The sequence below is a fragment of the Ramlibacter pallidus genome (assembly GCF_015070875.1).
In the GTDB taxonomy this organism is placed as follows: domain Bacteria; phylum Pseudomonadota; class Gammaproteobacteria; order Burkholderiales; family Burkholderiaceae_C; genus Ramlibacter; species Ramlibacter pallidus.
The window spans coordinates 291011-316709 of sequence record NZ_JADDIV010000005.1; the positions used below are offsets into that span (position 1 = coordinate 291011).

25 protein-coding genes are annotated in these 25699 nt (G+C 70.9%); 12 read left to right on the plus strand and 13 right to left on the minus strand.

The genetic code is table 11. The features are described 5' to 3' along the window. Window positions 1–86: 86 nt before the first annotated feature. Together IM787_RS18395 and IM787_RS18400 are read right to left on the minus strand one after the other, a co-directional pair. Window positions 87–971, minus strand: coding sequence for a phage exclusion protein Lit family protein (locus tag IM787_RS18395; protein ID WP_193678161.1), 885 nt, complete (start codon window positions 969–971; stop codon window positions 87–89). A 697-nt stretch (window positions 972–1668) separates the two neighbouring features. Then, on the minus strand, window positions 1669–2805 hold the full coding sequence (locus IM787_RS18400) for an ABC transporter substrate-binding protein (RefSeq protein WP_193678162.1): 1137 nt from the start codon (window positions 2803–2805) through the stop codon (window positions 1669–1671). A gap of 262 nt (window positions 2806–3067) precedes the next feature. On the opposite strand from IM787_RS18400, the gene IM787_RS18405 reads away from it, so the two are divergent. Both IM787_RS18405 and IM787_RS18410 read left to right on the plus strand, forming a co-directional pair. Then, complete coding sequence (locus IM787_RS18405; RefSeq protein ID WP_193678163.1) at window positions 3068–5224, plus strand: DUF6351 family protein; 2157 nt, start codon at window positions 3068–3070, stop codon at window positions 5222–5224. Window positions 5225–5306: 82 nt separating this feature from the next. Beyond that, window positions 5307–5897 carry a LysE family translocator gene (locus IM787_RS18410; RefSeq protein WP_227494472.1) on the plus strand — a complete coding sequence of 197 codons (591 nt, stop codon included), beginning with the start codon at window positions 5307–5309 and terminating at the stop codon, window positions 5895–5897. Here IM787_RS18410 and IM787_RS18415 read toward each other — a convergent pair. Beyond that, window positions 5881–6558 carry an FMN-dependent NADH-azoreductase gene (locus IM787_RS18415; RefSeq protein WP_193678164.1) on the minus strand — a complete coding sequence of 226 codons (678 nt, stop codon included), beginning with the start codon at window positions 6556–6558 and terminating at the stop codon, window positions 5881–5883. The two genes, IM787_RS18410 and IM787_RS18415, sit on opposite strands and share 17 nt — an antisense overlap. After that, window positions 6555–7787 carry an SGNH/GDSL hydrolase family protein gene (locus IM787_RS18420; protein ID WP_193678165.1) on the minus strand — a complete coding sequence of 411 codons (1233 nt, stop codon included), beginning with the start codon at window positions 7785–7787 and terminating at the stop codon, window positions 6555–6557. Before IM787_RS18420 ends, IM787_RS18415 begins: the two co-directional genes overlap by 4 nt. A 77-nt stretch (window positions 7788–7864) precedes the next feature. Between IM787_RS18420 and IM787_RS18425 the strand changes: the two genes are divergently transcribed. Beyond that, complete coding sequence (locus IM787_RS18425; protein ID WP_193678166.1) at window positions 7865–8746, plus strand: LysR family transcriptional regulator; 882 nt, start codon at window positions 7865–7867, stop codon at window positions 8744–8746. A gap of 15 nt (window positions 8747–8761) precedes the next feature. On the opposite strand, the gene curA is transcribed toward IM787_RS18425, so the two are convergent. Both curA and IM787_RS18435 read right to left on the minus strand, forming a co-directional pair. Continuing rightward, window positions 8762–9787, minus strand: a complete 1026-nt coding sequence (gene curA / locus IM787_RS18430; RefSeq protein WP_193678167.1) for an NADPH-dependent curcumin/dihydrocurcumin reductase — start codon at window positions 9785–9787, stop codon at window positions 8762–8764. Further along, window positions 9780–11012 carry an MFS transporter gene (locus tag IM787_RS18435; RefSeq protein WP_193678168.1) on the minus strand — a complete coding sequence of 411 codons (1233 nt, stop codon included), beginning with the start codon at window positions 11010–11012 and terminating at the stop codon, window positions 9780–9782. The genes curA and IM787_RS18435 overlap by 8 nt, the downstream gene beginning before the upstream one ends. Before the next feature lie 79 nt (window positions 11013–11091). Here IM787_RS18435 and IM787_RS18440 point away from each other — a divergent pair, with 79 nt between their 5' ends. The 6 genes from IM787_RS18440 to IM787_RS18465 all read left to right on the plus strand — a co-directional run bounded on the left by IM787_RS18440 (window position 11092) and on the right by IM787_RS18465 (window position 16990). Next, on the plus strand, window positions 11092–12072 hold the full coding sequence (locus IM787_RS18440) for an AraC family transcriptional regulator (RefSeq protein ID WP_193678169.1): 981 nt from the start codon (window positions 11092–11094) through the stop codon (window positions 12070–12072). Window positions 12073–12184: 112 nt separating this feature from the next. Beyond that, entirely contained in the window at window positions 12185–12484 is a 300-nt protein-coding gene (locus IM787_RS18445) for a hypothetical protein (protein WP_193678170.1), read from the plus strand. A 54-nt stretch (window positions 12485–12538) separates the two neighbouring features. After that, window positions 12539–13753 carry an MFS transporter gene (locus tag IM787_RS18450; protein WP_435531173.1) on the plus strand — a complete coding sequence of 405 codons (1215 nt, stop codon included), beginning with the start codon at window positions 12539–12541 and terminating at the stop codon, window positions 13751–13753. A 15-nt stretch (window positions 13754–13768) separates the two neighbouring features. Next, entirely contained in the window at window positions 13769–14656 is an 888-nt protein-coding gene (locus tag IM787_RS18455; RefSeq protein WP_193678171.1) for a sigma-70 family RNA polymerase sigma factor, read from the plus strand. Window positions 14657–14706: 50 nt separating this feature from the next. After that, window positions 14707–15177: a hypothetical protein gene (locus IM787_RS18460; RefSeq protein WP_193678172.1), complete on the plus strand. Its 471-nt coding sequence runs from the start codon at window positions 14707–14709 to the stop codon at window positions 15175–15177. A 79-nt stretch (window positions 15178–15256) separates the two neighbouring features. Continuing rightward, window positions 15257–16990: a carboxylesterase/lipase family protein gene (locus tag IM787_RS18465; protein ID WP_193678173.1), complete on the plus strand. Its 1734-nt coding sequence runs from the start codon at window positions 15257–15259 to the stop codon at window positions 16988–16990. On the opposite strand, the gene IM787_RS18470 is transcribed toward IM787_RS18465, so the two are convergent. The 5 genes from IM787_RS18470 to IM787_RS18490 all read right to left on the minus strand — a co-directional run bounded on the left by IM787_RS18470 (window position 16974) and on the right by IM787_RS18490 (window position 21279). Beyond that, complete coding sequence (locus tag IM787_RS18470) at window positions 16974–17474, minus strand: GFA family protein (RefSeq protein ID WP_193678174.1); 501 nt, start codon at window positions 17472–17474, stop codon at window positions 16974–16976. The genes IM787_RS18465 and IM787_RS18470 overlap by 17 nt on opposite strands. A 64-nt stretch (window positions 17475–17538) precedes the next feature. After that, window positions 17539–18912 (minus strand): MATE family efflux transporter, encoded by a 1374-nt coding sequence (locus tag IM787_RS18475; RefSeq protein ID WP_193678175.1) that lies wholly within the window; start codon window positions 18910–18912, stop codon window positions 17539–17541. Beyond that, window positions 18909–19610, minus strand: coding sequence for an SDR family oxidoreductase (locus IM787_RS18480; protein WP_193678176.1), 702 nt, complete (start codon window positions 19608–19610; stop codon window positions 18909–18911). Before IM787_RS18480 ends, IM787_RS18475 begins: the two co-directional genes overlap by 4 nt. A gap of 88 nt (window positions 19611–19698) precedes the next feature. Beyond that, window positions 19699–20304, minus strand: coding sequence for a TetR/AcrR family transcriptional regulator (locus IM787_RS18485; protein WP_193678177.1), 606 nt, complete (start codon window positions 20302–20304; stop codon window positions 19699–19701). An 81-nt stretch (window positions 20305–20385) separates the two neighbouring features. Further along, entirely contained in the window at window positions 20386–21279 is an 894-nt protein-coding gene (locus tag IM787_RS18490) for an AraC family transcriptional regulator (RefSeq protein ID WP_193678178.1), read from the minus strand. A 225-nt stretch (window positions 21280–21504) separates the two neighbouring features. Here IM787_RS18490 and IM787_RS18495 point away from each other — a divergent pair, with 225 nt between their 5' ends. Together IM787_RS18495 and IM787_RS18500 are read left to right on the plus strand one after the other, a co-directional pair. Next, window positions 21505–22260 carry an SDR family oxidoreductase gene (locus IM787_RS18495; protein ID WP_193678179.1) on the plus strand — a complete coding sequence of 252 codons (756 nt, stop codon included), beginning with the start codon at window positions 21505–21507 and terminating at the stop codon, window positions 22258–22260. Between the two features lie 37 nt (window positions 22261–22297). Then, window positions 22298–22441, plus strand: a complete 144-nt coding sequence (locus IM787_RS18500) for a hypothetical protein (RefSeq protein WP_193678180.1) — start codon at window positions 22298–22300, stop codon at window positions 22439–22441. Here IM787_RS18500 and IM787_RS18505 read toward each other — a convergent pair. Next, window positions 22420–23223 carry a Crp/Fnr family transcriptional regulator gene (locus tag IM787_RS18505; RefSeq protein ID WP_193678181.1) on the minus strand — a complete coding sequence of 268 codons (804 nt, stop codon included), beginning with the start codon at window positions 23221–23223 and terminating at the stop codon, window positions 22420–22422. The genes IM787_RS18500 and IM787_RS18505 overlap by 22 nt on opposite strands. A 167-nt stretch (window positions 23224–23390) precedes the next feature. On the opposite strand from IM787_RS18505, the gene IM787_RS18510 reads away from it, so the two are divergent. Then, window positions 23391–24197, plus strand: a complete 807-nt coding sequence (locus tag IM787_RS18510) for an IclR family transcriptional regulator (protein WP_193678182.1) — start codon at window positions 23391–23393, stop codon at window positions 24195–24197. A gap of 21 nt (window positions 24198–24218) precedes the next feature. Here IM787_RS18510 and IM787_RS18515 read toward each other — a convergent pair whose 3' ends face one another. Continuing rightward, the gene (locus IM787_RS18515; RefSeq protein ID WP_227494473.1) at window positions 24219–25355 is read right to left on the minus strand and encodes an ABC transporter substrate-binding protein; all 1137 of its coding nucleotides are present in this window, start codon (window positions 25353–25355) and stop codon (window positions 24219–24221) included. Between the last annotated feature and the right edge of the window lie 344 nt (window positions 25356–25699).

The following is a 25699-nucleotide window of genomic DNA, read 5'->3' on the forward strand; positions in this document are numbered from 1 at the left end:
GCCAACGCTCTTCCGGAGACCGAAAGGCCCGGTGTGGGGGACGCACTGGAGGATCGCGTGCGCCGCCCTGCCCGAAAAACGTCGGATCACTCAGTTAGCACTTGCCACACCGTTCCGCAATTGCGACAACGATACACAGACGCACCTGCGACGTCATCGAGCATCTTGACTAGGCAGGACGGATGGGGCGTTGTTCTGACTGCGTCGATAAGTCCTTCACAGTCTTGGCACATGTCGACACTTGAGACCATCAGCCAATTTTCCCCCCAGACCGTAGCTCTTGCTGGCTCACGATTTCCGCGTTGCATCAGCTTGAGCGACGGCCGAATGGATGCCCACTTCGCATACATGCGAGCAGCTAAGGGACCGCCGGCAACGCGGTGAATTTCTTCGGCGTCCGAATATGGAGGGGTGATGCCCCGGCCTTTGTGAGCAAAGATAAAGGCGTGGTACCAACCATGGAAGCACCAATGACTGAACTCGCGTGGTGTACGACCCTCGCGAGCGTGATCCATCACGAGTGTCATACACCACTGCCCTCTGATGCGGCTTGCCGGGTGAGTGCGTCCACCGAACGGCGACGAGAGATCGCGCAGGAGAACTTCGAACGCGAGGCGTAGAGCGACGCCGAAGTAGCGGGCGATGAGACGCTCCGAGCCAAGAACCCGGAGCGACGATTCGGAGAAGAATGGATTGAGATAGGCACTGCGACCAAGCTTGATATCTGCGCATTGGGTCAAGAGCCGTGCGATCGTGAACGTGAGGGCGCCACAATCAGCATCGAGTTCGAGTGCGTAGCTTTCAAGATCCAGAACTTGACTCGTGAATGGATCCACGTCTGCAGCTTCCGCCATCGCGCGTTGCGTGTTCAAGTACTCAAGATGTGAGTTTGCAAGGTGGCTGTACTCATGCGCCACGATGAAATTTACTGCGAGATAGAGCAGCAACAACACTTCCGAATCCACGGACATGCCCGCACCATCATCGAGGTAAACTCCAGTCTCATCCTGTCTCATAGTCTCCATGACGCCAGGAAGCCGAAGGTGCTCGCGAAAGTAGTTTCCTAAGTTGACCACCACGGGCCATGGCAAGCCTATGAAGTCAACAAGCTGCCCTCGCTCATCGACGCATACGGTTGCGTATGGTGATGCGTTGGTACGATCAAAAAGCACGGCTTCGATTCGCCGAGTACTTTGACCGGGCGGCGGAGGAATCGGGCTCCTGGCCGCAGTTCGTAGTGCGTCGACAGCCACCCAGATCCACGAGTTGTCGTCCGCCCGTTCCTCTATGAACGTTGCTCGACCTCCAATCCGCTCTAGCTCTTGTTCAACTGTCCTCCATGACATTCTGGATCTCCTCGCTCAAAGTCGCCTTCTGTGCATGACTGAATTCCCCACGTCTATGTCAACTCGCGCATGACTAGCAAGGGGACTCATCAACTGTCCGGGACATGTTCCTCCGCTGGGGCCTGCAGCTTATTCCTACGCTGCTTTTGACGGCATCCCGATTGGCCGACGACGGAAGCCAACGTGTCTGCCGTCCAGTTCGCATGCGGCTGCGTGCGGCGGCTATCCTTGTGCGCACGAAAGCGAGTGGCGGTACAAGGAGAACGGCCTCGATCCTGAAATCCCTTTTCCGATTCTGACTTGACGTGGCCGCGCCCGCGCCTCACCGCATGAAATTCCCGTTCGGCCCCACCACCGTGATCTCCACGAAGTTCGACCCGTGGTGGTTCTCCGGCGAGAACTCGAAGGCATAGCCGCCCAGGTCGAGCCGGCCCATCTTCTCCATCGCCTTCGCCACGCCGGCCGGCGTCGGGTTCTTCCCCGCCGCCCGCAGGCCTTCGACGAGCACGCGCCCGTTGATGTAGCCGGCGAAATGGTCGTAGTCCACCGGCTTGCCCGCCGCGGCCATCTGCTGCGCGAAGGTGCGGGCCAGCGCCGTCGTCGCGCGCCAGGGGTAGGGCGTGGCGCGAGATACGGCCAGGCCGCGCGCGTCTTCCCCCAGCGCCTTGAGGATCGCGGAGCCCACCGAAAGCGAGAAGGTGTAGATGGGCACGCCCGCATGGGCGCGGTTCGCCTTGACGTAGGCGACCACGGCGGGGCCGGCGACGATCATGACCACCGCCTGCGGCCGGCTCGCAGCCACCGCCTGTGCCACGGCCACCGCATCGCCGCCCGACACCTCGAGCGGCCTGGCCACCGTCACTTCGCAGCCCTCGGCGGCGATCACCTTTTCCGCGACCGGCAGCAGCAGCTTGCCGAACTCGTTGTTCTGGTAGACGACGGCGATGCGCGTGGACTGCACCGACTTCAGGTTGCGCACCATGCGCACCAGTTCGTCCGCGTAGCTGGCCTGCGTGGTGAAGAAGAAGGGGTTGTGCTTCGTGCGCAGCGCCGGGCTGCCGGTGTACGCCGAGATCAGCGGCACCTTCTTCTCGGCCACGTACGGCAGCAGCGCGGCGGTCTGCGTGGTGCCCACGCTGCCGAACAGCGCGACCACCTGGCGTTGCTCGACCAGCGTGCGCGCGTTCTCCAGCGTGCGCGCGGGGTCGAACCCATCGTCCAGCATCACGAGTTCCAGGCGCCGGCCGTGGATGCCGCCGGAGCGGTTCGCCTCGTCGATCGCCATCTGCTGCCCGGCCAGCACGCCCACCATGGTGGGCGCCATGGCGCCGCTGAGCGGGGCACTCTGGCCGACCAGCAGCGTCCCTTCGCGGGCGGGTGCGGCGTAGGTGGCGATGGGCACGGCGAGGGCGGAGAGCACGAAGCGCCGGCTGACTTTGAAACCTGCATCGAACGGCATGGCGGACTCCTGGAATGGTCGAGCCACGTTACGAGCCGTAACCGCCGCGCACCCTACAGAATTTCCCTAGGGCTGTCGCCAGTGCGTCAGGCCTTCGCACGACCGACGCAAGCAGCGGCCCCGAAGCCTTTCTTCTTCGCGGGTCTTCCCCATCATCCTTCCTGACGTCCCGGCACACCGGCTGGCGCGTGCACCGCTAGCATCGTCCGCGCAAGACCACGAAGACGATGCACGCGAGTGCGTCCACAGGAGACAAGCCCCCATGCGCAAGCCCTTCCTCGCGGCGGCCTGGCCGTTGCTGCTTTCCGCCTTCCTTGCCGGCTGCGGCGGTTCCGACGCCCCACCCCTGACCGTCACGCCGCCACCGCCGGCGGTCGTGCCGCCGCCTGCGCCGCCGCAGATCTCGCTCGCGGGCCTGGACTTCTGGGTCGGCGAGGTCGGCCCCTCCGCGCCCACCGAGTACAGCGGCGCGCAGCAGCAGCCCTTCATCTGCCGCACGCTGGAAAGCAACCTCGGGCAGCCCGAGGTCGACAACCAGGACGGCATCGGCCAGCCGGTCTTCGAGATCCCCGGCGACACGCGCAGCCGCGTCGTGGGCTACAGCAGCACCTGCGGCGTGAAGACGCGGCTCGCGTACTTCTACTGGAACGGCACGGACTTCAGGCCCTTCGATCCGGCCACGCAGTTCGCGACGCCGCCGGCGGACCTGCGGACCACCGTCGTGGGCGGCGTCACCAAGCCGTTCGTGATCCGCGTGGAAGCGGGCACGATCAACCGCTTCGCCTATGCCATCGCCATGCTGGCGCCGCAGCCGGAAGCGACCGGCACGCCCGAGGCGCTGGACAACAGCGCCTGGAACCGCAAGCTGGTGTACTACATGCGCGGAGGCGTCGGCATCGGGCGCCAGCAGGGCACCGCCATGTTCACCGGCGGCTTGTGGAGCGAGGAGAAGGCGACGGTGCCGCAGCTGCTCGCGCAGGGCTATGCGATCGCCTCGTCCTCGGGCAACGAAACCGGCGTGCACTACAACCTGCGCCTCGGCGGCGAGACCGCCGTGAAGGTGAAGGAGCACTTCGTGCAGACCTACGGCGCGCCGAAGTACACGGTGGCGCTCGGCATCTCGGGCGGCGCGGTGCAGCAGTACGTGTACGCGCAGAACCACCAGGGCCTGTTCGATGCGGGCATCCCCATCCAGTCCTATCCGGACATGGTGACGCAGGCTATCTACGTGGCCGACTGCAACCTGCTGGAGCAGTACTTCCTCGAGGACGTGACGGCGAACCCGGCGTCGCCCTGGGCCACGTGGAGCCGGCGTTCGCTGGTCGAGGGCCTGGCGACCAGCGACACGGAGACGAATCCGCTCACGCGGCGGCCCGGGTCGTCCGAATGCATCAAGGGCTGGGGCAGCGCCGCGCCGCTGGTGCTCAACCCGAAGTTCGTCGATCCGCGCTTCTTCACGGTGGCCACCAGCTATGGCTGGAACCTGGATGCCTTCGCCAACGTGAAGTGGACGCACTTCAACGACCTGGCCCACATCTACGGCACCGACGCGCAAGGCTTCGCGCCCATCCCCTGGGACAACGTGGGCGTGCAGTACGGCCTGGCCGCGCTCAAGAGCGGGGACATCGACGCCGCCGAGTTCCTGAAGATCAATGCCTGCGCGGGCGCATGGAAGGAGCAGGCCGACTTCGTTTCATGGAACATGGCGGGCGATCCCTTCGACTCGGCGAACATGCGCCGCAGTGCGACCTGCCGCACCGATTCGGCGGCCCCCGCCCCGCGCCGCACGGGGGACTCGGGTGCGATGCGCGCCGCCTACAGCTCGGGGCACGTGTTCACCGGCAAGACACTGGACATCCCGCTGATCGACCTGCGCCCCTATCTCGAGGCCAAGCTCGACATGCACAACTCGCGGCAGTCCTTCTCCGCCCGGGCGCGGCTGCAGGCGAACGGGGGCCAGGCCGCCAAACGGCAGGTGATCTGGTTCACCAACGCCGCGGCGGACCTGCCTGCGCGCATCGGCGAAGCGCTCGCCGTGCTCGACGGGTACCTTGCCTTTCCCGAACCGAAAACGGATGCGCAGCGCGCCGTCCTCGGTTTCGTGGACCAGTGCTTCGGCCCGGGGGGTGCGCGCATCGCTTCCGGCGACGGCGTCTGGGCCGGCGTGCTGGAGGGCGGTGCGGCCGGTGCTTGCACGCAGGCCTACCCGATCAAGTCCAGCCCGCGCATGGTGGCCGGCGATTCCTTCCGCGGCGACATGTTCAAGTGCGCGCTCAAGCCGCTCGCGACCGCGCTGGGCGACGGCACCTACGGCGGCGCGACGTTCACCGACGCGCAGAAGGCCTGGCTCGCCAACGTCTTCCCGCAGGGCGTGTGCGACTACGGCCAGCCGGACCAGGGGCGGCCCGCCGGCTTCTAGGCGCTGTATCGCCGGGCGCGCCAGTACAGCACGCGGTTTGCTGTGCCGGTGGGCGGCGGCCGCCGGGCGGTAGGCTGGCCCCATGATCGAAGGCCTGATGCCGCTCGCCACCTACTGCGCCCTGATGTCGGGGACGCCGGGGCCCAACAACGTCATGCTGGCCGCATCGGGCGCGAACTTCGGCTACCGGAGGACGCTGCCCTACCTGCTGGGCATCAATGCCGGCGTGTTCGGACTGACGCTGGTGGTCTGCCTCGGGCTGGGCGCGGTGTTCACGCGGTACCCGCAGGTCCACGGCGTGCTGAAGATCGTCGGCGCGCTGTACCTGGTGTATCTCTCGTGGAAGCTGGCCGGCGCCCGCCTGGCGGCGACGGCGAAGGTCGGCCAGCCGCTCTCCTTCGTCAATGGCGCGACCTTCCAGCTGGTGAACCCGAAAAGCTGGATGAAGGCGGCGACGCTGGCTTCCGTCTTCATGCCCGCGGGCGTGCATCCCGCGCTGGGTGCGTTGACCGTCGCCACGGTCGGGTTGGCGGTGGGCTTCCCGCTCATTTCCGTCTGGGCGATGTTCGGGGTGGCGATCGGCCGCGTCCTCGATACGCCGCGCCGCGTGCGGCTGTTCAACGCAGCGATGGGCCTGGGCCTGCTCGCCCTCGCCATCAGCCTGTTGCTCTGACGCCGGGGGCGGGTTCGCTGCGTGCAAGCCGGCGGGCCAGCTCCTGCGCGCCGTCGAGCGCGTCGCGCACCGACGCGGAATGGCGTTCGTCCCCGAATTCCTGGTACTCGATGGCGACATGGTGCAGGTGGCCGTCGGCGACACCGAGGTAGCGCGCGCACGTGCGCACGTGCGGCTCCAGGTGCTCCCACCGCTCGCGCAGCCCGCCGGGGCCGAAGGCGAACTCCCCAGAGGAGGACAGCAGCACCAGCGTCTTGCCGGAAAGCAGCGGCGACAGCGGCCAGGTCTTCTCCGCGCGGTCGAAGCGGAAGGTGCGCCGGATGCGGATCACCTGGTCGAACCAGGCCTTCAATGCGGCGGGCATGCCGTAGTTGTAGCGCGGTGTCGCGATGACGACGAGGTCCGCGCGGGCGAGTTCCGCGATCGCGGCATCGGAATAGGCCAGCACTTCGCGTTGCTCCGGCGTCTGCTGTTCGTCCGGCGTGAAGCATGCCGCGATCCAGGCTTCGGTCAGCAGCGGCGGATGTTCGATGCCGACGTCGCGCTGCACGACGCCGTCGTGCGGCCTCAGGGCCAGCCACTCGGCGACGAAGGCCGCGCCGAGGCGGCGGGAGAGGGAGCGTTCGCGGCGCGGGCTCGCGTTCACGACGAGAAGGTTCATGGGATGCTCCGGGAGGACTCGAAGAGGGTTTGCAGGTCGATGGCGTCGGCCATCGCGCGGTACCCGGCGTCTCCGGGGTGCAGGTGGTCGCCGGAATCGAAGTCAGGGCGCATGCGGCTCGGCCGCGCCGGGTCGCGCAGCAGCCGATCGAAGTCGACGACGGCATCGAAGGCGCCCGCGTGGCGGATCCACTCGTTCACCGCCTGGCGGATCGCTTCCTTGCGCGGACTGTGGTGCCCTTCCAGCGGTGTTCCCTGCAGCGCATCCTCGAAGGGCGGGAGCGTGGCCCCGATCACCCGCACGCCGCGCAGGCGCGCCTGTTGCACGAGTTGTCGAAAGCCGGCGGCGATGTCGGCCGTCGATGGGAGGGCTTCGTGCGGCGCGAAAGGGCCGCCGGGCCAGCCGATGTCGTTGGTCCCCAGCAGGACGATCACCGCGCGGACCCCGGGCTGCTGCAGCACGTCGCGGTCCAGGCGGGCCAGCGCGCTCTCGCCCATGCCGGCGCGCAGCAGCCGGTTGCCCGAGATGCCCGCGTTCAACACGGCCACGCCCCGGGCCGCCAGCCTGCGCGCGAGGTGGTCCGGCCAGCGGCGGTCCGCGCCCGGCGTGGAGCCGTTGCCGTCGGTGATCGAATCGCCGAGCGCCACGACCGCGACCGGACGACGCGCGGACTCCACCAGCACGGCGGAAAGGAAGGCACGGGTGGGCAGCTTCTCGCCGGCGGTGGCATCCTTCCGCCCCGTGGTGTCGCCCCGCTGCAGCAGGGCCTGCTCGCGGGCATCCCAATGGAATCCCGCCAGCCGCGACGGTGTCGGCAGGTACACGTCGACCACCAGGCGCGCGCCGGCGGCCGTGCGCAGTGCGACCGGATCGCTCACGGCCGTGGCGCCTGCCGCCACGACGACGTCCTTGCTGCCCTCGAAGGTGACCGGCATGCCCGCGTCCGATCCGTCCAGGCCGACGTGCGCGGCGCCGATGCGCAGCGGCGCTTCGCCGTACGCATTGCTCACCACGAGGCGCAGGCGGTCGCCGCCGATGCTGGTGCGCAGTGCCTGCCGCAAGGTCACGTTGTCCAGGTGCCGCGGCATGCCGAGCGGCAGCACGAAGTCGTCGGCCCAGGCGGGTTGCGGTGGGGCGGTCCAGGTGGCGGCCCAGTGCTGGGCGGCGGAGACGCTCGCGGCACCGGCCAGCAGCGCCGCGATCGCCCATCGGGTGAGATGTGTGTGCATGGCGAGCACTGTGGCTTCTTCCGGAACGGCGCGGAAGACGCGAGAATGGAAGACGACCCATTCGATATTGGAATGACATGGACCGGCTGAAAGCCATGGGCGCGTACGTGCGTGCCGTCGAACTCGGAAGCCTGTCCGCCGCCGCCCGCGAGCTGGGCACCACGCAGCCCACGGTGAGCAAGCTGGTCGCTGCGCTGGAGCGCGAGCTGGGCGCACGCCTGCTGGAACGCAGCACCCGGCGCGTGCTGCCCACGGAGGAGGGCGCGCGCTTCCTGGCGAGCGCCAGGCGGCTGCTGGAGGACTACGAGGAGGCGCTGGACGACATCGCCGGTGGCGTGCGCGAGCCCCGCGGCCTGGTGCGGCTGTCGGCGCCGGTGGCGCTGGGCGAATTGCGGTTGAACCGGCTGATGCTGCAGGTGCTGGCGAAGCTGCCTCGGGTGCAGGTCGAACTGCTCCTCGAGGACCGCTTCGTCGATCCGGTGGAGGAGCGCATCGACCTGATGGTCCGCATCGGCGGCACGCTCCCGCCGGACCTGGTGGCACGCCAGCTCGCGGCCTGGCCACGCTACTTCGTGGCCGCTCCGTCGTACGTTCGGGCGAGCGGGCGCCCGCGTCGGCCGCAGGACCTGCGGGACCATGCGTACCTGCGCTACGCGGGCAGCGACGAAATCGTCACCCTGACCGGGCGGAAGGGGAGCATGACCCTGGAGCTGGATTCGCGCTACCGCGTGAACAGCGCCATCGCGCTGCTGGAGGCGGTGCAGGGCGGCGCCGGCGTCGCCCTGCAGCCGTCGTGGATGGTGGATGCCCTGCTGCGCCAGGGCCGGCTGGTGCGCCTGTTGCCGCAGTGGACCGGGCCGGCGCAGACGGCGCACCTCGTGCACGCGCCGCGCCGCCGCCTGCCGGCGCGGGTGCAGGCCGTCATGGAGGCGCTGGTCGCCGCCGTGCCGACCTGGTGAGGGAGATCCGCGCCTTCAGTCGGCGTGGACGCGCACCACGAGCTTGCCCGCGTTGCGCCCCTGCAGCAGGCCGATGAAGGCCGACGGCGCTTGCTCCAGGCCCTCCACGCGGTCTTCGCGCAGCTTGACGCGGCCCGCTGCGACCCACTCGCCCATCTCGCGGCGGAACGCGTCGAAGCGCGGGCCGTAGTGGTCCAGGATGATGAAGCCCTGCATGCGTATGCGCTTCTGCAGCACGGCGGCCAGCAGCTCCGGCCGCCGGTCCGGGCCCTGCGGCGCCGTGTCGTTGTAGTGCGCGATGAAGCCGCAGACCGGGACGCGTGCCCCGACGTTGAGGTGCGGCAGGACGGCATCGAGCACCGCGCCGCCGACGTTCTCGAAGTACACGTCGATGCCTTGCGGGCAGGCCGCGGCGAGGCGCTCCGCGAAATGCGCATCGCGGTGGTCGACGCATGCGTCGAAGCCGAGCTCCTCGACGGCCACGCGGCACTTCCCGCTGCCGCCGGCAATGCCGACGACGCGCGCGCCCCGGATCTTCGCGACCTGGCCGACGACGGACCCGACCGCGCCGGTGGCGGCCGCGACGACCACCGTCTCGCCCGGAAGCGGCGCGCCGATGTCCAGCAGGCCCACGTGCGCGGTGAAGCCGGGCATGCCGAGGCCGCCGAGCGCAAGCGAGGGTTGCGCGAGGTCGCCGAGCGGCACCAGGTCGCTGCCGTCCGACAACGCATGGTCCTGCCAGCCGGCGTTCGCCAGCACGAGGTCGCCCTCGGCGAAGCCGGGGTGGCGGGAAGCCACGACGCGGCTGACCGTGCCCCCGACCATCGTCGCGCCGATGGCCACGGGTGGCGCATAACCGGGCCCGACCGGGTCCATCAGGTTGCGCATGTATGGGTCGAGCGAGAGGTACAGCGTGCGCAGCAGGACCTCGCCCGGGCCCGGCGGCGTCACCGGCGCGGTCACCATGTCGAAGTCCTGCAAGGTCGGCAGGCCCTGCGGGCGCGCGGCCAGCACGATGCGGCGGTTGGCGGGTTCACGCATGGCTCGCTCCTCCGGTGGCATGCGACGGCTGCACCCTGGGACCGCTGCGCCACGTGAGGGCCGTTCCCAGGGCCATCGCCGCTGCGGCGAACGCGGGTGCACCCAGCGGGCCGACGCGGTCCACCAGCAGGCCGCCGCCGATCGCGCCGGTGGCGATCGCCACCTGGAACGCGGCGACCAGCAGGCCTCCGGCGCCTTCCGCCTGGTCCGGGGCGGCCCGGACGATCCAGGTCTGGAACCCGACCGGAAAGGCGCCGAAGGCGAAGCCCCACAGGGTGACCGCGACCGCCGTCACCGCCGCGGAGCTTCCCGCCGCCAGCAGCGCGAGCGCCAGCAAGGCGATGCAGGCGCCGCCGGCCACGATCGCCCAGCGCTCGCTGCGTTGCGCGATCCAGCCGCCCACGAAGTTGCCGGCGAAGCCGCCGATGCCGTACGCCAGCAGCACCGCGGAGACCGCCTCCACCGACAGCTGCGCGACCTTCTCCATCACCGGGCGGATGTAGGTGAAGCCGGCGAAGTGGCCCGAGATGACGAGGACGACGGCGACCAGCGCGACGCGCACGGCGGGCCGTCGGAGCAGGCCGCCCAGCACGCGCAGGTTGGGGCGGTCGCGCGGTGGCAGCGCGGGCAACGCGGCCCACTGCACCGCGAACGTGAGTGCGCTCAGCACGGCGGCGGCCGCGAAGGTGCTGCGCCAACCCCACAGCCCGCCCATCCACGCACCCAGGGGCGCGGCGCACACCGTCGCGACCGACACGCCGGTGAGCACCACCGACATGGCGCGGGCGAAGAGGTGTTCCGGCACGAGGCGCATCGACAGCGCCGCCGCCATGGACCAGAACCCGCCGAGCGCCACGCCCAGCAGCACGCGCGCCGCCAGCAGCACGGCCAGCGACGAGGCCGTGGCGGCGAGCACGTTCGAGGCGATCAGCAGCGCGGTCAGGGCGAGCAGCACCGACCTGCGGTCGAAACGTTGCGTGAGCAGCGGCAAGGCGGGAGCCGCGACCGCCGCCACGAGCGCGGTGGCGGTCACGGTCTGGCCGGCACCGCCGTCGCTCACGCGCAGGTCGGTCGAAATCGCGGTCAAGAGGCTGGCGGGCAGGAACTCCGCGGTCACGAGGGCGAACACGCCGAGGCCGAGGGACGCCACGGCGGTCCAGCGGGCATCGTGCGCGTCGGGCGGCGCACCGGCCGCGTCGATGCAGGCACTGCAGGAAGAGGACATGGAAAGGGAAGCCTTGTGGTTCGAGGGGTTGACCAGCTTAGGCATAGCATCCGGCCCCTGGAATGGCCCAAAAGCCAAAATGCTTGACACTTCCGCTCGCGGACCCGATCCGCTCACCCAGGTCCTGCTGAATCTGCGGCTCCACGGCGTGGAGTACGGCCGCTGCGAATGGAGCGCGCCCTGGGCGGTGGCGTTCCCGGGGCCGTCGGTGGCCCGGTTCCACTTCGTCGGCCGCGGCGATGCATGGCTGCGCACGGGCGGCGCCGACTGGGTGCGCCTGCAGCAAGGCGATGCCGTCCTGGTGCCGCGCGGCACCACGCACGTGCTGGCGAGTGCTCCGGACGTCCCCGCCGTGGACATCGCTTCGCTGCCGCGGGTCGCGGTGTCCGAAGCGATCCACCTGGTGGGCGGCGGCCAGCATGCCGGCGAAGCGTCGACCCACACGATGTTCTGCGCCGCATTGCGCTTCAACCTCGATGCGAGGCATCCGCTGCTGGCGATGATGCCGGACGTCATCCGGGCCGGCGCGCTCGCCCGGCGCGATCCCACCGTGCCCGCGCTGCTGGAGGCCATGGAGCGCGAGGTGATGCAGGAGCGCGTCGGCGCATGCGGCATCGTGGCGCGGATGGCGGACGTCCTGGCGGCGACGACCATCCGTGCCTGGGTCGAATGCGTGTGCAGCGACACCACCGGCTGGATCGCCGCGCTGAACCATCCCGTCGTCGGCAAGGCCCTGGCCGCCATCCACGCGGATCCCGCGCAGGACTGGTCGGTGCCGGCGCTCGCGCGGCTGAGCGGCAGCTCCCGCTCGGGCTTCGCCTCGGCGTTCAAGCAGGCGGTGGGCGAAACGCCGGCCAGGTACATCGCGCGCCTTCGCATGTTCCAGGCCAGCGAGTGGATGGCCGCCGGCGGCATGCGCGTCGGCGTCGCGGCGGATCGCCTGGGCTACGAATCCGAAGCCTCGTTCAGCCGCGCCTTCAAGCGCATCATGGGCGCTGCGCCGAGCGCGGCGCGGGCGCGGCGCACGCAGCCGGTGCGTGGCTCTGCTGCGCGCGCCTAGGCGCCGAAGAAGTGTGCCAAGGCTTCCGCGGGCCGAAAAAAAAGTCCGGGGCACCGCATCCTTTGGACCGCGCCGGGGGTCTTTGCAGCATCTTCCCAGGAAAGGAACGGCCATGAAGACTTCCATCGTCCGCTACCGCACCCATCCGCAGCATGCCGAGGAGAACGCCGCCCTGGTCGGCGAGGTCTTCCGCGCGCTCGCCCAGGCGCGGCCGGCGGGGCTGCACTACGAGGCGCTGCGCGCGCCGGACGGCGTGAGCTTCATCCATGTGGTCTCGGTGGACGAAACGCTGCCCGTGCACCCGCTGACGTCGCTGCCGGCCTTCCAGGCCTTCGTCGCCGGCATCCGCACGCGCTGCGCGGAGCCGCCGGCGCCGCTCGAATCGATGCTGCTGGGCCGCTATGCCGGCTGACCGCCTTTCCCCCGCCTGTTCCCAGGAGCAACCGTGAGCGCCACTGCCGCATCCATTCCTCCCATCGATCGCAACTGGCCGCTGGTGGCCGCGGGCGCGCTGATGACGTGTGCCGCGATCGGCGTCGTGTTCTCGCTGGCCGTGTTCCTGGAGCCGATGGCCGCCGACACCGGCTGGTCGCGAGCCGGGATCAGCGGCGCCATGACGCTGGCCTTCGTCAGCATGGGCTTCGCCGGCTTCGGCTGGGGCGCGTTGAGCGACCGCATCGGGCCCCGGCGGGTCGTGCTGTGCGGCATCGTGCTGCTCGGGCTGGCGACGGTGCTCGCCAGCCGTGCGTCCAGCCTGCCGGCCTTCCAGCTCCTGTTCGGCGTGCTGACGGGCGTGGCCGCCGGCAGCTTCATCGCGCCGGTGATGGCCGCCACGGCGGCGTCCTTCGACAGGCACAGGAGCCTGGCGGTGTCGCTGGTGTCCGCGGGCATGGGGGTCGCGCCCATGACGATCGCGCCGCTCGCCGCCTGGCTCGTCACGCTGCACGGCTGGCGCACGACGCAGCTCATGATCGGCGTGGCCGTGTGGGTGGTCCTGCTGCCGGCCGTGTGGTTCATCCGGCGGTCGCCGGCGCCGCAGGGCCGCGGCGCGGCGTCCGCCCAGGCCGCGGAGCCGGACATGACGGCGGGCCAGGCCTTGCGCTCGCGTGCGTTCATCCTGCTCGCCGCCGCCTTCTTCGCCTGCTGCGCCGCCCATTCCGGGCCGATCTTCCACACGGTCAGCTACGCGATCGGCTGTGGCCTGCCGATGGTGAGCGCCGTCACGATCTACAGCATGGAAGGCGCCGCCGGACTCGGCGGCCGGCTGCTGTTCGGCGTGCTGGCCGATCGCGTCGGCGCCAAGCGCGTGCTCGTGGCCGGCCTCCTGGTGCAGGCGTTCGCCGCGGCGTCCTACCTGATGGTGAACCAGCTCGGGGGCTTCTACGCGGTGGCGATCGTCTTCGGCCTCGCCTACGGCGGCGTGATGCCGCTCTACGCCACCCTGGCGCGCGAAGCGTTCGGCCCCCGCATCCTCGGGACGGTGCTCGGCGCGGCGTCGCTGGTGTCCAGCATGGGCATGGCGCTGGGGCCGCTGCTGGGCGGCTGGCTGTACGACCGCTATGGCAGCTATGCGTGGCTCTACATCGGTTCGCTGGGCGTCGGCCTCGCGGCGGCGGCGATCGCGCTGGCGTTTCCGCGCGGACCGGCCGTCGCGCCGCGCCTGGCGCCGGCCGCGGCCTGAGGGAGCGCGCACGCCATGCCTGCGGACACCGGAAACGACAGCTTCGCCAACCTGGCGGCCGACCTGCGTCCGCGCCTGCACCGGTACTGCGCGCGCATGGTCGGCTCCGCGCTCGACGGCGAGGACGTGGTGCAGGACGCGCTGGCCAAGGCCGCGCTGCACTACGACGGCGAACTGGTGCGGGAGCCGAAGGCGTGGATGTTCCGGGTGGCGCACAATGCCGCACTGGACTTCCTGCGCCGCCGCTCGCTCGAGCGGCAGGTCTTCAGCCCGGCCGACGAGGAGACGGGCCCGGACCTGCAGGATGCCGTCGACCCCCACGCCGGCGCCGAGGCGACGGCGGCGGCACTGGCCACCTTCATGCACCTGCCGTTCACGCAGCGCAGCGCGGTGATCCTCGCGGACGTCCTCGGCCATGCGCTGCAGGAGATCGCCGGGACGCTGCAGACCACCGTGCCCGCCGTGAAAGCTGCCTTGCACCGGGGGCGCACCCGCCTGCGCGCCCTCGGCCGCGAGGGCGAGATCCCGCCACAGGCGCAGCTGCCGCCCCGGCTGCTCGTGCTCGCGCAGCTGTATGCCGAGCGCTTCAACGCCCGCGACTTCGACGGGCTTCGCGCGCTGCTCGCCGACGAAGTGCGGCTGCAGGTCGCCGGCCGCGTCGACGTGCAGGGCAGCCGCGAGGTGGTCGGCTACTTCTCCAACTACGCCAGGCTGCAGGGCTTGCGGGCGCAAGCCACGGCCTTCGAAGGGCATGCGGGCCTGTGGGTGCACGAGGGTGGGCCGGGCGGCGGGGCGTATCCCATCGTGCTGGACTGGGGTGCCGGCGACCGGCTGGTGGCCATCCGCGACTTCCGCTATGCGCGGTACGTGGCGGATACTTTCGTGGCTAAGGGAACTGCCTAGGAAATTCGCTCACTGCCCAGCGCGGGGTCGAAGCGGGAGACTCGATCTCCATGCCGTCCCTCGAAGCGTTCTCCCGTCGTGCAGCCGCAGCGGGAAGCGCCGCGATCGCACTCTCGCTGGCGTGCGCGTCGGTGCCCGCGGCGGCGGAAACGGCATCGGCCACCTTGACCATCCGCGTCGCCGTTCCCGCCGTCACCCTCCTCAAGTTGCCTGCGCACCACGTGGACGTGGAACTGTCCGCAGCCGACGTGGCCCGTGGGTTTGCCACGCCCGACGCCCCTTTCACCGTCGAAGTCCTGACCAACCTGCGCGACGGCCTGCAACTGGAGCTCGCGTGCGCCACCGCTCCTTGCGAGCCCGGCCGGGTCCTGGCGGAAGACGGATCGCAGGCCTGGCATGTGCCGGGGGGACGCGGCTTGCGCCGCCACACGGTGACGGCGCCGCTGCGCCTGCCGATCTCGCGCGGCGCGGCGCCTGGCCGTTACCGCGTCGCCGTCCAGGTCACGACGCTGGGACCGTAGCGGACGCGATCACCGGAAGTGATCGCGCCATCAGCATTCTGGATTTTCCAGGAATGATGGCCGTGCTTATCGTCGCGCCATGACGCGCACTTTCGCCTGCATCGCTTTCTCCTCGGCGCTCCTGCTCGCCGGCTGCGCCGCCGGTCCCGGCGGCCCCGCCGCCTTGCAACGTGCGACCACCCTCGGCCCGGTGGTCGGCGTCGATGCCTCGGCGAGCGACGGCACGTACAGCTGGAAGGGCCTCCCCTTCGCGGCAGCGCCCGTGGGCGCGCTGCGGTGGAAGGCGCCCGCCGATGCGGCGCGCTGGACCCAGCCCCGTGCGGCGGACCGGTTCGCGGCGGCGTGCGTGCAGACGGGCCGCCTCTACGGCCCGGGGCTGAACAACCGCTTCGACGAGACCATCGGCAGCACGCTCGGGCAGACGCTGGGCGCCGAGGACTGCCTGTACCTGAACGTCTGGCAGCCCGCGCAAGGCGCCGGGCCGCGCCCGGTGATCGTGTTCGTCCACGGCGGCAGCAACATCACCGGCTACACCGCGGATCCGCTGTACGACGGCGCCGCCCTGGCCCGCGCTGCCGGCGCGGTGGTCGTGACCGTCAACTATCGCCTCGGCATCTTCGGCTTCCTCGACCTGCCGGCGCTGAAGACCGGCGACGCGCTGGACGATTCCGGCAACTTCGCGCTGCTGGACATCCTGAAGGCGCTGGAGTTCGTGCAGGCGAACATCGCCAGCTTCGGCGGCGATCCGCGTCGCGTGACCCTGATGGGGCAATCCGCCGGCGCGGTGAACGTGTACGCGCTCCTGGGTTCGCCGCTGGTGGCGTCGCGCGCGCAGCCGCTGTTCCATCGGGTCGTGGCGCTCAGCGGCGGCATCTCCACCGCGGCCTCGTTGCCTGCAGGTGCGATCCCGGGCGTGCTGCCGCGCACGGTGTGGACGACGCGCGGGCAGGCGCTGCTCGAGGGCGCGCTGTTGTCGGACCGCTCGGCGGCGGACGCGGCGGCGGCCACGGCCCTCGCGGGCGCGCGGCCGGCGGCGGAGCATGCGCGCTACCTGCGGGCGAAATCCGCCGACGAACTGCTGGGTGTCGTGCGCACGCGGCTCGCGCCGCGCGGCATGTCGGCGTCCAACCCGATCCCCGACGGCACCGTGCTCGCCGCCGACCCCATCGCCGCCATCCGTGCCGGTCGCTACGCGAAGGTGCCCGTGCTCGCGGGCATCACGCGCGACGAGACCAAGTTGTTCCCGCAACTGCTCGCCATCCGCCCGGCGCTCGGCGGCGTGAGCGGACGGCTGCTCGAAGATGCCGACGTGTTCCGCATCGCGTACCGCTACGACGCGCAAGCCGCGCCGGCCACGCGCATCGAGGACTGGGTTCCCGCGGCCTACCTGCCGACGGACCGGCCCGTGACCGGCTTCGATGCGAGGACGCGCGAGCTGAACCGGCTGTGGTTCGAGGCGATCCGCGACGACGTGCTGAACGCGGTCCGCTCCCGCCAGCCGGAGGTGTGGAGCTACCGCTTCGACTGGGACGAACTGCCAACGCCCTTCGACACGATCTTCGGCGCCGCGCACACCTTCGACCTGCCGTTCGTGTTCGGCAACTTCGGGCCCAGCCTCTACTCCAGGATCGCCTTCACGCGCGGCAACGAACCCGGCCGGCTCGCGTTGTCGCGCGCCATGATGCAGTCGCTGGGGGCTTTCGCCGCGACGGGCGACCCCAACACGCCGGCCCTGGGCACGCGCTGGCCGGCGTGGCCCGGGCGCATCGTGTTCGACGCCGATCCGGCCCGTGCGGTCATCCGTGCGGAGTAGAAGCCAGGCCGTGGCGCTCGTGCCATTCGGCCAGGGACAGGTCCGGGTAGCGGTCGAAGCGCGGGTCTTGCGCACCGCCCTCGACCTTCACCCATGCGGCCTTGGAGCCGACCATGCAGTGCATGTGCTCCGGCGCCTCCGGCAGCGGCGTGTCGATCGCGCCCGCGTGCGGATGCACGAGGTCGGGCCAGGTCGGGTCCCACAGCCACAGCGCGCTGCCGCAGCCGGCGCAGAAGTAGCGGCGGCCCGTGCTGAGCCGCGTCCCGCGACCGCCTTCCTTCGGCAGCCGCGCACGATAGATGCGCAGGTGCTGCTTGCCCCTGACCTTCATCGTGCGCGTGACGGCGCCCAGGTTGATGGCGTAGCCGCCCGCGCCGGCGGTCTTGCGGCAGATGGAGCAGTAGCACCGCATGAAGGGCACGGGCTCCCCGGATTCGACGCTGAACTTCACCTTGCCGCAATGGCATGAGCCTTCCAGGTGCACGGCACGCTCCTTCGGTGTGGCTGGGGACAGGCGCCACTATGCCGTGGCTGCGCGCATCGAGGTGTTACGCGGCCCGCCCCCGCGGCGACCAGTCGGCGAGGTACGTCGCGGCGGCCAGGGTGACGCCGGTGACCAGCAGGCTGGCGGCGACCACGAAGTACAGCGCCTCGGGTGCGCCGGACGCGATCCGCAGCGCGGCGGCGCCGCCGACGACCACGACGGCCAGCCGCGCGCCGCTGGCGAGCAGGGCCCATTTCAGGCGGCCGGCCCCCTGGGACGCGAAGAACAGCGCGAGGCTGAGTCCGAAGAAGCCGTAGCTGCCCCCCACGATGCGCAGGTAGGTGCTGCCGGCCTGCTGCACCGCCGCGTCCGCGGTGAACAGGCCCATCCACGCAGCCGGCCACACCGCGGCCCACACGCCGATCAGCCCGGTGACCAGCCAGACCACGCCCGCGCCCGTCCAGGCGATGCGCTTGGCCCGCTCGGGCTGCTGCGCGCCGAGGTTCGCGGCCACCATCGCCGTGAGGGCGCTGCCGATGCCGAAGGCGATCGGCACGAGGATGTACTCGAGCCGCGCGGCGATGCCGTAGCCTGCGATCGCGAGGCCGCCGAAGCCGGCCACGTAGCCCGTGGCCGCGGCGATGGCGCCGTTGCTCAGGACCGGGCTCATCGCCGAGGGCAGGGCGATCTGCAGGATGCGGCGGAAGGCCCCGTCCCCGGCACGCGCGGCCGGCGCGAGCGGCCGCACCGGGCTGCCGCGGCGCGAGAGCCAGGCCAGCAGTGCCAGTGCCCCCACGCCGTTCGTGACGACCGTGCTCGTCGCCGCGCCGGCGACACCCAGCGCCGGCACCGGGCCCGCCCCGAACACCAGCACGGGGCACAGCAGCAGGTGCATGGCCGTGGTGCCCACCAGCGCGAGCGCCGCGGCACCCATCTGCCCGGAGCCGCGCGCCACGCCGGCGAGCACGTTCACCGACCAGATCGCGGCGGCACCGCCGAACAGCACCGCTGCGTAAGCACGCGCCTGCTCCAGCACCGGCCCGCGCGCGCCCAGCGCGGCGTACAACCAGGGGCCGGCGCACAACAGCGTGAAGAGCACGGATGCGAGGAGGCCGAGCAGGACCGCGTTGCGCGCGAGTTGCGCGGCCAGCGGGGCGTCGCCGGCGCCCAGCGCCCGCGCCACGACCGCCGTCGTGCTGCCGCCCAGGCTGCCCGCCGACATGTGCAGCATCAGCATGGCCAGCGGCAGCACGACGGCGACGCCGGCCAGGGCGTCGGCACCCAGCCGCCCGACGATGTAGCCGTCGAAGCCGATCACCACGGTGTTGGCGAACAGGCCCAGGACGTTCGGCGTCGCCAGCCGCAGCAGCGTGGGGAAGACGGGGCCGCGCAGCATGCGCTGCGTCGCCGGCGCGGCGGCCAGGGCCGGCGCGTTCATGCGGCCGCCAGGTAGGCCGGCACCGCCAGGGACAGCGATTGCTTTACCTGGCGCGTGGCGTCGTCGGCCAGGATCTCCTCCACGCCGGCCTCGAGCCCGTCGAGCGCGAAACGCACGATGGCTTCGGGCGAGGACTTCGGCATCTCGATGCCGCGGGTGAGGTCCGTGTCGACGAAGCCCATGTGCAGCGCGGACACCTGCGTGCCCTGGGCGCGCAGCTCGTGCCGCAGCCCGTTCGTCAGCGCCCAGGCGGCGGCCTTGGTCGCGCCGTAGGTGCCCAGCAGGGGGCGGTGGACCCAGCTGGCGATGGAGAGCACGTTGAGCAGCGCGCCGCCGCCGTTGGCCGCGAGCACCGGCCCGAAGGCCTGCGCCATGCGCAGCATGCCGAAGAAGTTCACCTCCAGCTGGCGGCGCGTGTTCTCCAGCGCGCCGTCCTGCAGGAAGCCGCCGGGCTGCGCGATGCCCGCGTTGTTGATGACGAGGGTGACGTCGCCGCACGCGCTGGCGACGCGTGCCACCTGCCCGGGATCGGTGACGTCGAGCGCGATCGCCTGCACGCCGGGGATCTGCACGGAAGAAGGATCGCGTGCCCCGGCGTAGACGCGTCGGGCACCGCGGGCGAGGGCCTCGCGGGCGAAGGCGGCGCCGATGCCGCGGTTGGCACCGGTGATCAGGACGACGGCATGGGCAAGCTTCATGGGCGGACTCCGGCTTGAATATGACGACCGTCATATCGACGGTCGCGGAAGGAACGCGCCCCGAAGGCGCGCAGGGAAAGGAAGGTCATCAGGCGGCCGGGACCGGATGGTCGAACTGCGCGAGCAGGAAGCGGCGGCTGGCCTCGAGGTGGCGCCGCCCCTTCGCGTTGTCGCCGAGCGCGCGTGCGACCTGCAGCGCGCCGACCAGGTGCGAGGCAACGATGGCGGCCGCCTCCGGCGGTTGCGCAGGGCCCAGCGTCGACGCGACGCGCGCGGTGAGGGCTTCGACGCGGGCGGCGGCGGCGGCACGGACCTCGTCGCTCTGGCGCGGCATCTCCGAGGCCAGCGCGGCCACGGGGCAGCCCCGCTCGGGCGAGCGCAGGTGGCGCTCGGACAGGTAGCTTTGGACCAGTGCGCGGAAGCGGTTGCCGGCGCTCGCCTCCCCCTGGTCCAGCGAACGCTGCAGGCGCGCCTGGCTGTCCTGGCCGGCGCGCTCCAGGGCGGCCGCCAACAGGGCGTCACGCGAAGCGAAGTGCGCGTAGAACCCGCCATGCGTGAGGCCCGCGCGCTTCATGATGTCCGCCACGCCCACGCCGCTGAAGCCGTCGCGGCGCAGCACGCCCGCGGCCGTGTCGAGGATGCGGTCGTGCGTCTGCAGCTTGCGTTCGGAGCTGGTGGCGGGATCGAGGGGCATCTGCGGGTGTCCTACTGAATATGACGGTCATCATACAGATGCGCCGCGAGGCTTGCATTGCCCCTTCCGGGCCCGGGTTTTTCAGGCGACGGTGTCCAGCGCGCCGCGCGTTTCCGCGGCGTCCTTCATCGGCGAACGGCCGAACATCCGGCCGTACTCGCGGGTGAACTGCGAGACGCTCTCGTACCCGACGGCGAAGGCGGCGCTGCTGGCGGAGCGGCCCTCCGAGGTGACCAGGCGGCGTGCCTCGATCAGCCGCAGCTGCTTCTGGAACTGCAGCGGCGACAACGAGGTGACCGCTCGGAAGTGCTGGTGGAAGGACGAAACGCTCATCTTCGCTTCCGCGGCCAGCCGTTCGACCGGCAGCGGACGCGTGAACTCCGCCCGCACGAGCGCGATGGCACGGGCGATGCGCTGGCCCGGCGCCTGTGGCCAGCCCAGCCGGCGGATCGCGGGGCCATGCCGGCCTGCCAGCAGCCAGTAGTGCAGTTCCCGCAACAGCTGCGCATGCAGGATGGGCATCGCCGCGGGACGTTCGACCAGGCGCATCAGCCGCAGCGCTGCGTCCGCGACTTCCGCGTCGGTCGGCTCCACGCGGACGGCCGCGCCTTCATCTGCCGGCACCGCCTTCATCTCCAGCACGAGTTCGGCGATCAGCGCCAGGTCCAGCTCCAGCACCACCGACAGGTAGGGCGCCTCGACGCTGGCCTGCGTGATCTGGCTGACGCACGGCACGTCGGCCGTCACCAGCAGCGAGTCGCCCGCCCCGAAGGTGAAGGTCTGCGCGCCCAGGGCCACGTGCTTGGTGCCCTGCAGGACCATGCACACCATCGGCTTCGTGATGGCGTGCACGAGTCCCGTGGGCGCGGTGGCGCGGATGGTGGTGAGGCCCGGGACCGGCGTGAGCGCCAGCCCGGCCGGATCGGCATGCGCCGCGGCATGGCGGGCGACGACGTGGAGCAGGGTGTCGGGCATGCCGCAACCCTAGCGGAGGCGGGCGCTTCGCGCCATGGCCCCTGGAGGAATGGGCAAGGAGCGAGGAGCATTCGGCAAGCCGCCGTTGCGGGTGCAACGCCCGCGGCGGCACGCGTCGCACGCTTTGCAGGAACGGGCAAGGGACGGCGAGTTCCAGGCAATGCCTCGGGGGCTTGCGGCTCCTAGCATCGACCGCTCGTATCCACCCCCCAACAGGAGCACTCCATGACCACTCTCTCCATCGTCACCGGGTCCAGCCGCGGCCTCGGCCGCAACACCGCCTTGCACATCGCCCGTCGCGGCGGCGACGTGATCGTCACCTACCGCAGCCGCCGCGAGGAGGCCGAAGCCGTGGTGGGCGAGATCCGGGCCCTGGGACGCCAGGCGGTGGCGCTGCAGCTCGACACGGCGGTCGTCGCCGGATTCGCCGGCTTCGCGCAGGAGGTGCGCCACGCGCTGCGCGAGGTCTGGCGGCGCGACACCTTCGACCACCTCGTCAACAACGCCGGGCACGGCGAGATGGCGCCGATCGAACAGACCACCGAGCAGCAGTTCGACGGCCTCGTGGCCGTGCACTTCAAGGGCGTGTACTTCCTGACCCAGGCCCTGCTGCCCTTGCTGGCGGACGGCGGCCGCATCGTCAACCTCTCGACGGGGCTGACGCGGGTGACCTACCCCGGGTTCTCGGCGTACGCGTCCGTCAAGGGCGCGGTCGAAGTGCTGAGCGCCTGCCTGGCCCGGGAGCTCGGCGGCCGCGGCATCACCGTCAATACCGTGGCGCCGGGCGCGATCGAAACCGATTTCCTCGGCGGCGCCGTGCGCGACACGCCGGACCTGAACCAGGCCTTCGCCGGCATGATCGCGCTGGGCCGCGTGGGCGTGCCGGACGACATCGGCCCGATGATCGCGAGCCTGCTGTCGCCGGACAACCGGTGGGTCACGGGCCAGCGCATCGAGGTGTCCGGCGGGCAGGTGATCTGATGACCGCGGCGCTGCAGCCGAACGAGGGGAGCCGACCTTGACCGCCGTGTCCGCCGCCGCGCTGATCCAGGTCTACGGCGCCCTTGCGTGCGGCGCCGTCCTGGCGAGCATCGTCATCGCGCTGGCCTGGGACGAGCCGGGCCTCGCCCGCCCGCGCGCTCAGGCGGCGGCGAGCGCGTAGCCCGTCTCGGCGTTCGGGCGCCGAGGCGCTTCGGCCGCGCGGCCGGGCCGCGGCAGCGCGCGGGCCTGCTCGCCACCCGCCACGCACTGCAAACCCGCGAGGTCGCGCACCAGCCAGCGGCCCTGGTCCGTCCCCAGCAGACCTTCGGCGCGCAGCTCCTGCAGCTCGCGGTTGACGCGCTGGCGCGAGGCGCTCACCAGCTGCGCAAGTTCCTCCTGCCCGAGCCGCAGGCCGATGCGGATCTCGCCGGCCTGGCGCAGCGAGGGCACGCCGTAGCGGCGGGCCAGCAGGGTGAACTGCTTGGCGATGCGCTCGCGCAGCGACAGCGTCTGCAGGTCCTGCAGCAGTTCGAACAGCTGGCGGGTGCGCGCGGCATGCAGCTTGAGCAGGGCGCCGTACAGCTCCTGGTGCTGCCGCAGCATGCCCTGCGCGTGCTCCAGCGACACCATCAGCATGGCGGCGGGACCGTGCGCATGCGCGTCGTAGCTGCGCGGCTCGTCGTGCAGCACCGAGACGTCGCAGAACCAGAGGCCGGGACGCATGTAGCAGAGGGTCAGCTGCTTGCCGCCCGGATGCGAGGTGCTGACCCGCACGTTGCCACGCACGACGGCCGCCCAGCAGGTGGCGTCCTGCCCGCGCAGGAAGATCGGCTCGCCGTCGGCGAAGCGGCGCACGCTGCCGTGGCGCACGAGGTCGTGCCGCAGCGAGGGGGACAGCGATGCGAACCAATGGCCGCCGTTGAGGGCCTGGCGTTCTTCGGGCAAGAGGACGGGATCGTCCATGCGGATCTCCTGCGTGGCGGGATGGTCGTTTCGCTTGGCGGAACAATGGAGCATCCCTGTGGCTTCCTGCCATCGTAGCCAGTGCCAAAGGGAGTGCATGGGGGTTTGTTCGGGCGCGCCTTCCCCTTCTTCCGGGTATCGTTCCGCTGATCGGAACGGAGAGTGCCATGCCCCAGTTTGTCGACCCCAGCGCGGCGCAGGACCGCCGCTACGTGACCGCGCTCGCCCGGGGCATGGAACTGCTGCACAGCTTCCGCTGGGGCGAACGCTGGCTGGCGCACCAGGAGCTGACGCGGCGCTCGCAGCTGCCCAAGGCCACCGTGTCCCGCCTGGCCTTCACCCTTTGCAGCCTCGGCTACCTGGTGCACGACCCGGCGCGCGGCGCCTATGCGCTCGGCCCGGGCGGCCTCACCCTGGGCCTGCGCGTGCTGGCGAACGACGACGTCTCCAGCATCGCGCGGCCGGTGCTCGAGGAGCTGGCGGGCGCTTCCGGCGCCGCGGTCTCCCTGGGGGTGCGGCACCAGCTGTCGATGGTCTACATCGCGCACGCGCGCGGCCACGCGCGCCTGAGCCTGTCGCTCGACGTCGGCGCGAGGCTGCCGATCGAGAGCACCTCGATGGGCCGCGCGTTCCTGTGCGCGCTGCCGGAATACAAGCGCTCGGAGGTCTATGCGCAGCTGCAGCAGAAGCTGGGCGAGCGCTGGAAGGCGACGCAGGCGTCGCTGCAGCGCGCCGCGGAGCAGTACCGCCAGGTCGGCTACGTCACCAGTCTCGGCGAGTGGGACTCGGACATCAGCGCGGTCGGGGCCGCCGTCGATGTCGGCCATGGCGGCGAACCCTACGCGCTGAACATCGGCGGGCCCTCGACGGTGCTCACGCGCCAGCGGCTGGTGGACGACCTGGGGCCGCGCCTGGCGGCCGCCGCCTTGCGCATCCAGCAGGCGATCCGCAACGGGCGGCCCGCCGCCGCCTGAGGGCTGGCGGCGGTCGCCGCCTCAGCGGATCAGCCGGCCGCCCTGGCCGATCACCGTGACTTCGACGAAGCGGGAGCCGACGCGGTTGCCGGGCCCGAAGCCCACGTGGAAGCCGCCGACATCGTGATTGACGAGGCTTTCCAGCTGCGCCATCACCTTCTGGCGGGTCGGGTTCGGGCCCGCGCGCCGGATCGCCTCGACCAGCACCTTCGCGGCCACGAACGACTCCATGCTGGCGTACGAGATCGTCTTGCTGGGCTGGTATCGCGCCATGAGTTCGCGGAATTCGCGCACCACCGGCAGCATCGGCGAGTAGGGGTAGGGCATCACCTGCGAGATGCCGACGCCGCGCACCGTGTCCTCGCCGGCGTTCTTCAGCAGCTCCTTGAAGTTCACGACGGAGATGCTGAACAGGCGGGCGCTGCTGCCCGTCTTGCGCAGCTCCTTGATGAAGGCCGCGGACGCGCGATTCACCGACACCATGATGATCGCGTCCGGGTTGCTCGGGGCAATCGCCTTGACCGCGGCGCCGATCTCCTCCGGCTTGGTGCGGTCGTAGCCGCCCTGCGCGACCAGCTTCATGCCCAGCTTCTCCAGCGCGCGCTCGGCGCCGGCCAGGCCGCTCTTGCCGAAGGGGTCGTCCTGGTACATCACCGCGAACCGCCGCAGGCCGATGGTGTGCAGGTGCTCCACCATGCGCGAGGTCTCGTCGGTGTAGCTGGCGCGGATGTGGAAGATGTGCGGGTTCATCGGCTCGCGCAGGTCCTGCGCGCCGGTGTAGGGCGCCATCAGCGCGATGCCCGCTTCCTCGAGCACCTTGTTCTTGTTCAGGGCCAGCACGTTGCCCGTGCCCACGTAGCCGAACAGGGCGAGCGGCTTGTCGTCGGCCAGCAGCGCGCGCGTGTGCGCCAGGGTCTGTTCCGGCTTGTAGCTGTCGTCCTTGGTGACGACCCGGATCTTGCGGCCGAGGATGCCCCCGTTCGCATTGACGTGCGCGAAGTAGGCGGCGCCCCCCGCGACGTACTCGTCGCCCGTGCCCGCGATCGTGCCCGTGAGCGGCGCGACCTGGCCGAGCACGATGTCGTCGGCGGCGCCCGCGCCCGCGCCCGCCGCGGCGGCCCAGAGCGCGCACGCTCCCAGCAGTTTCATCCAGCCCATGACGTCCCTCCTTCTCTTGGATCCGCGGAACGTCGTTCCGCAGTGCGGTCCATTCTGTGGACTGCCGTGCGGCCTTCCCACGCGGAACATCCCGCGCTTCCCCACGGCCGCGTTCCGTTAAGCGGAATACCTAAGGGGCGGCAGGGATTTCGAGTCGCCGAGGTGACTTCCCGCCGCGCCACGTCACGTCGGCGACCTTCAAACGAAACAAAACGAACAAACCGAGGGTAAACAAGGAGTCAAACCGCGCCATTGCGAACCAAGAATCCGCCGCGATTCAGCAAACCGCAAGGCTTCGATTGACCGCTTCGCCCCTTTCCGCCGCCGTTTCCGCCTCTCCATCC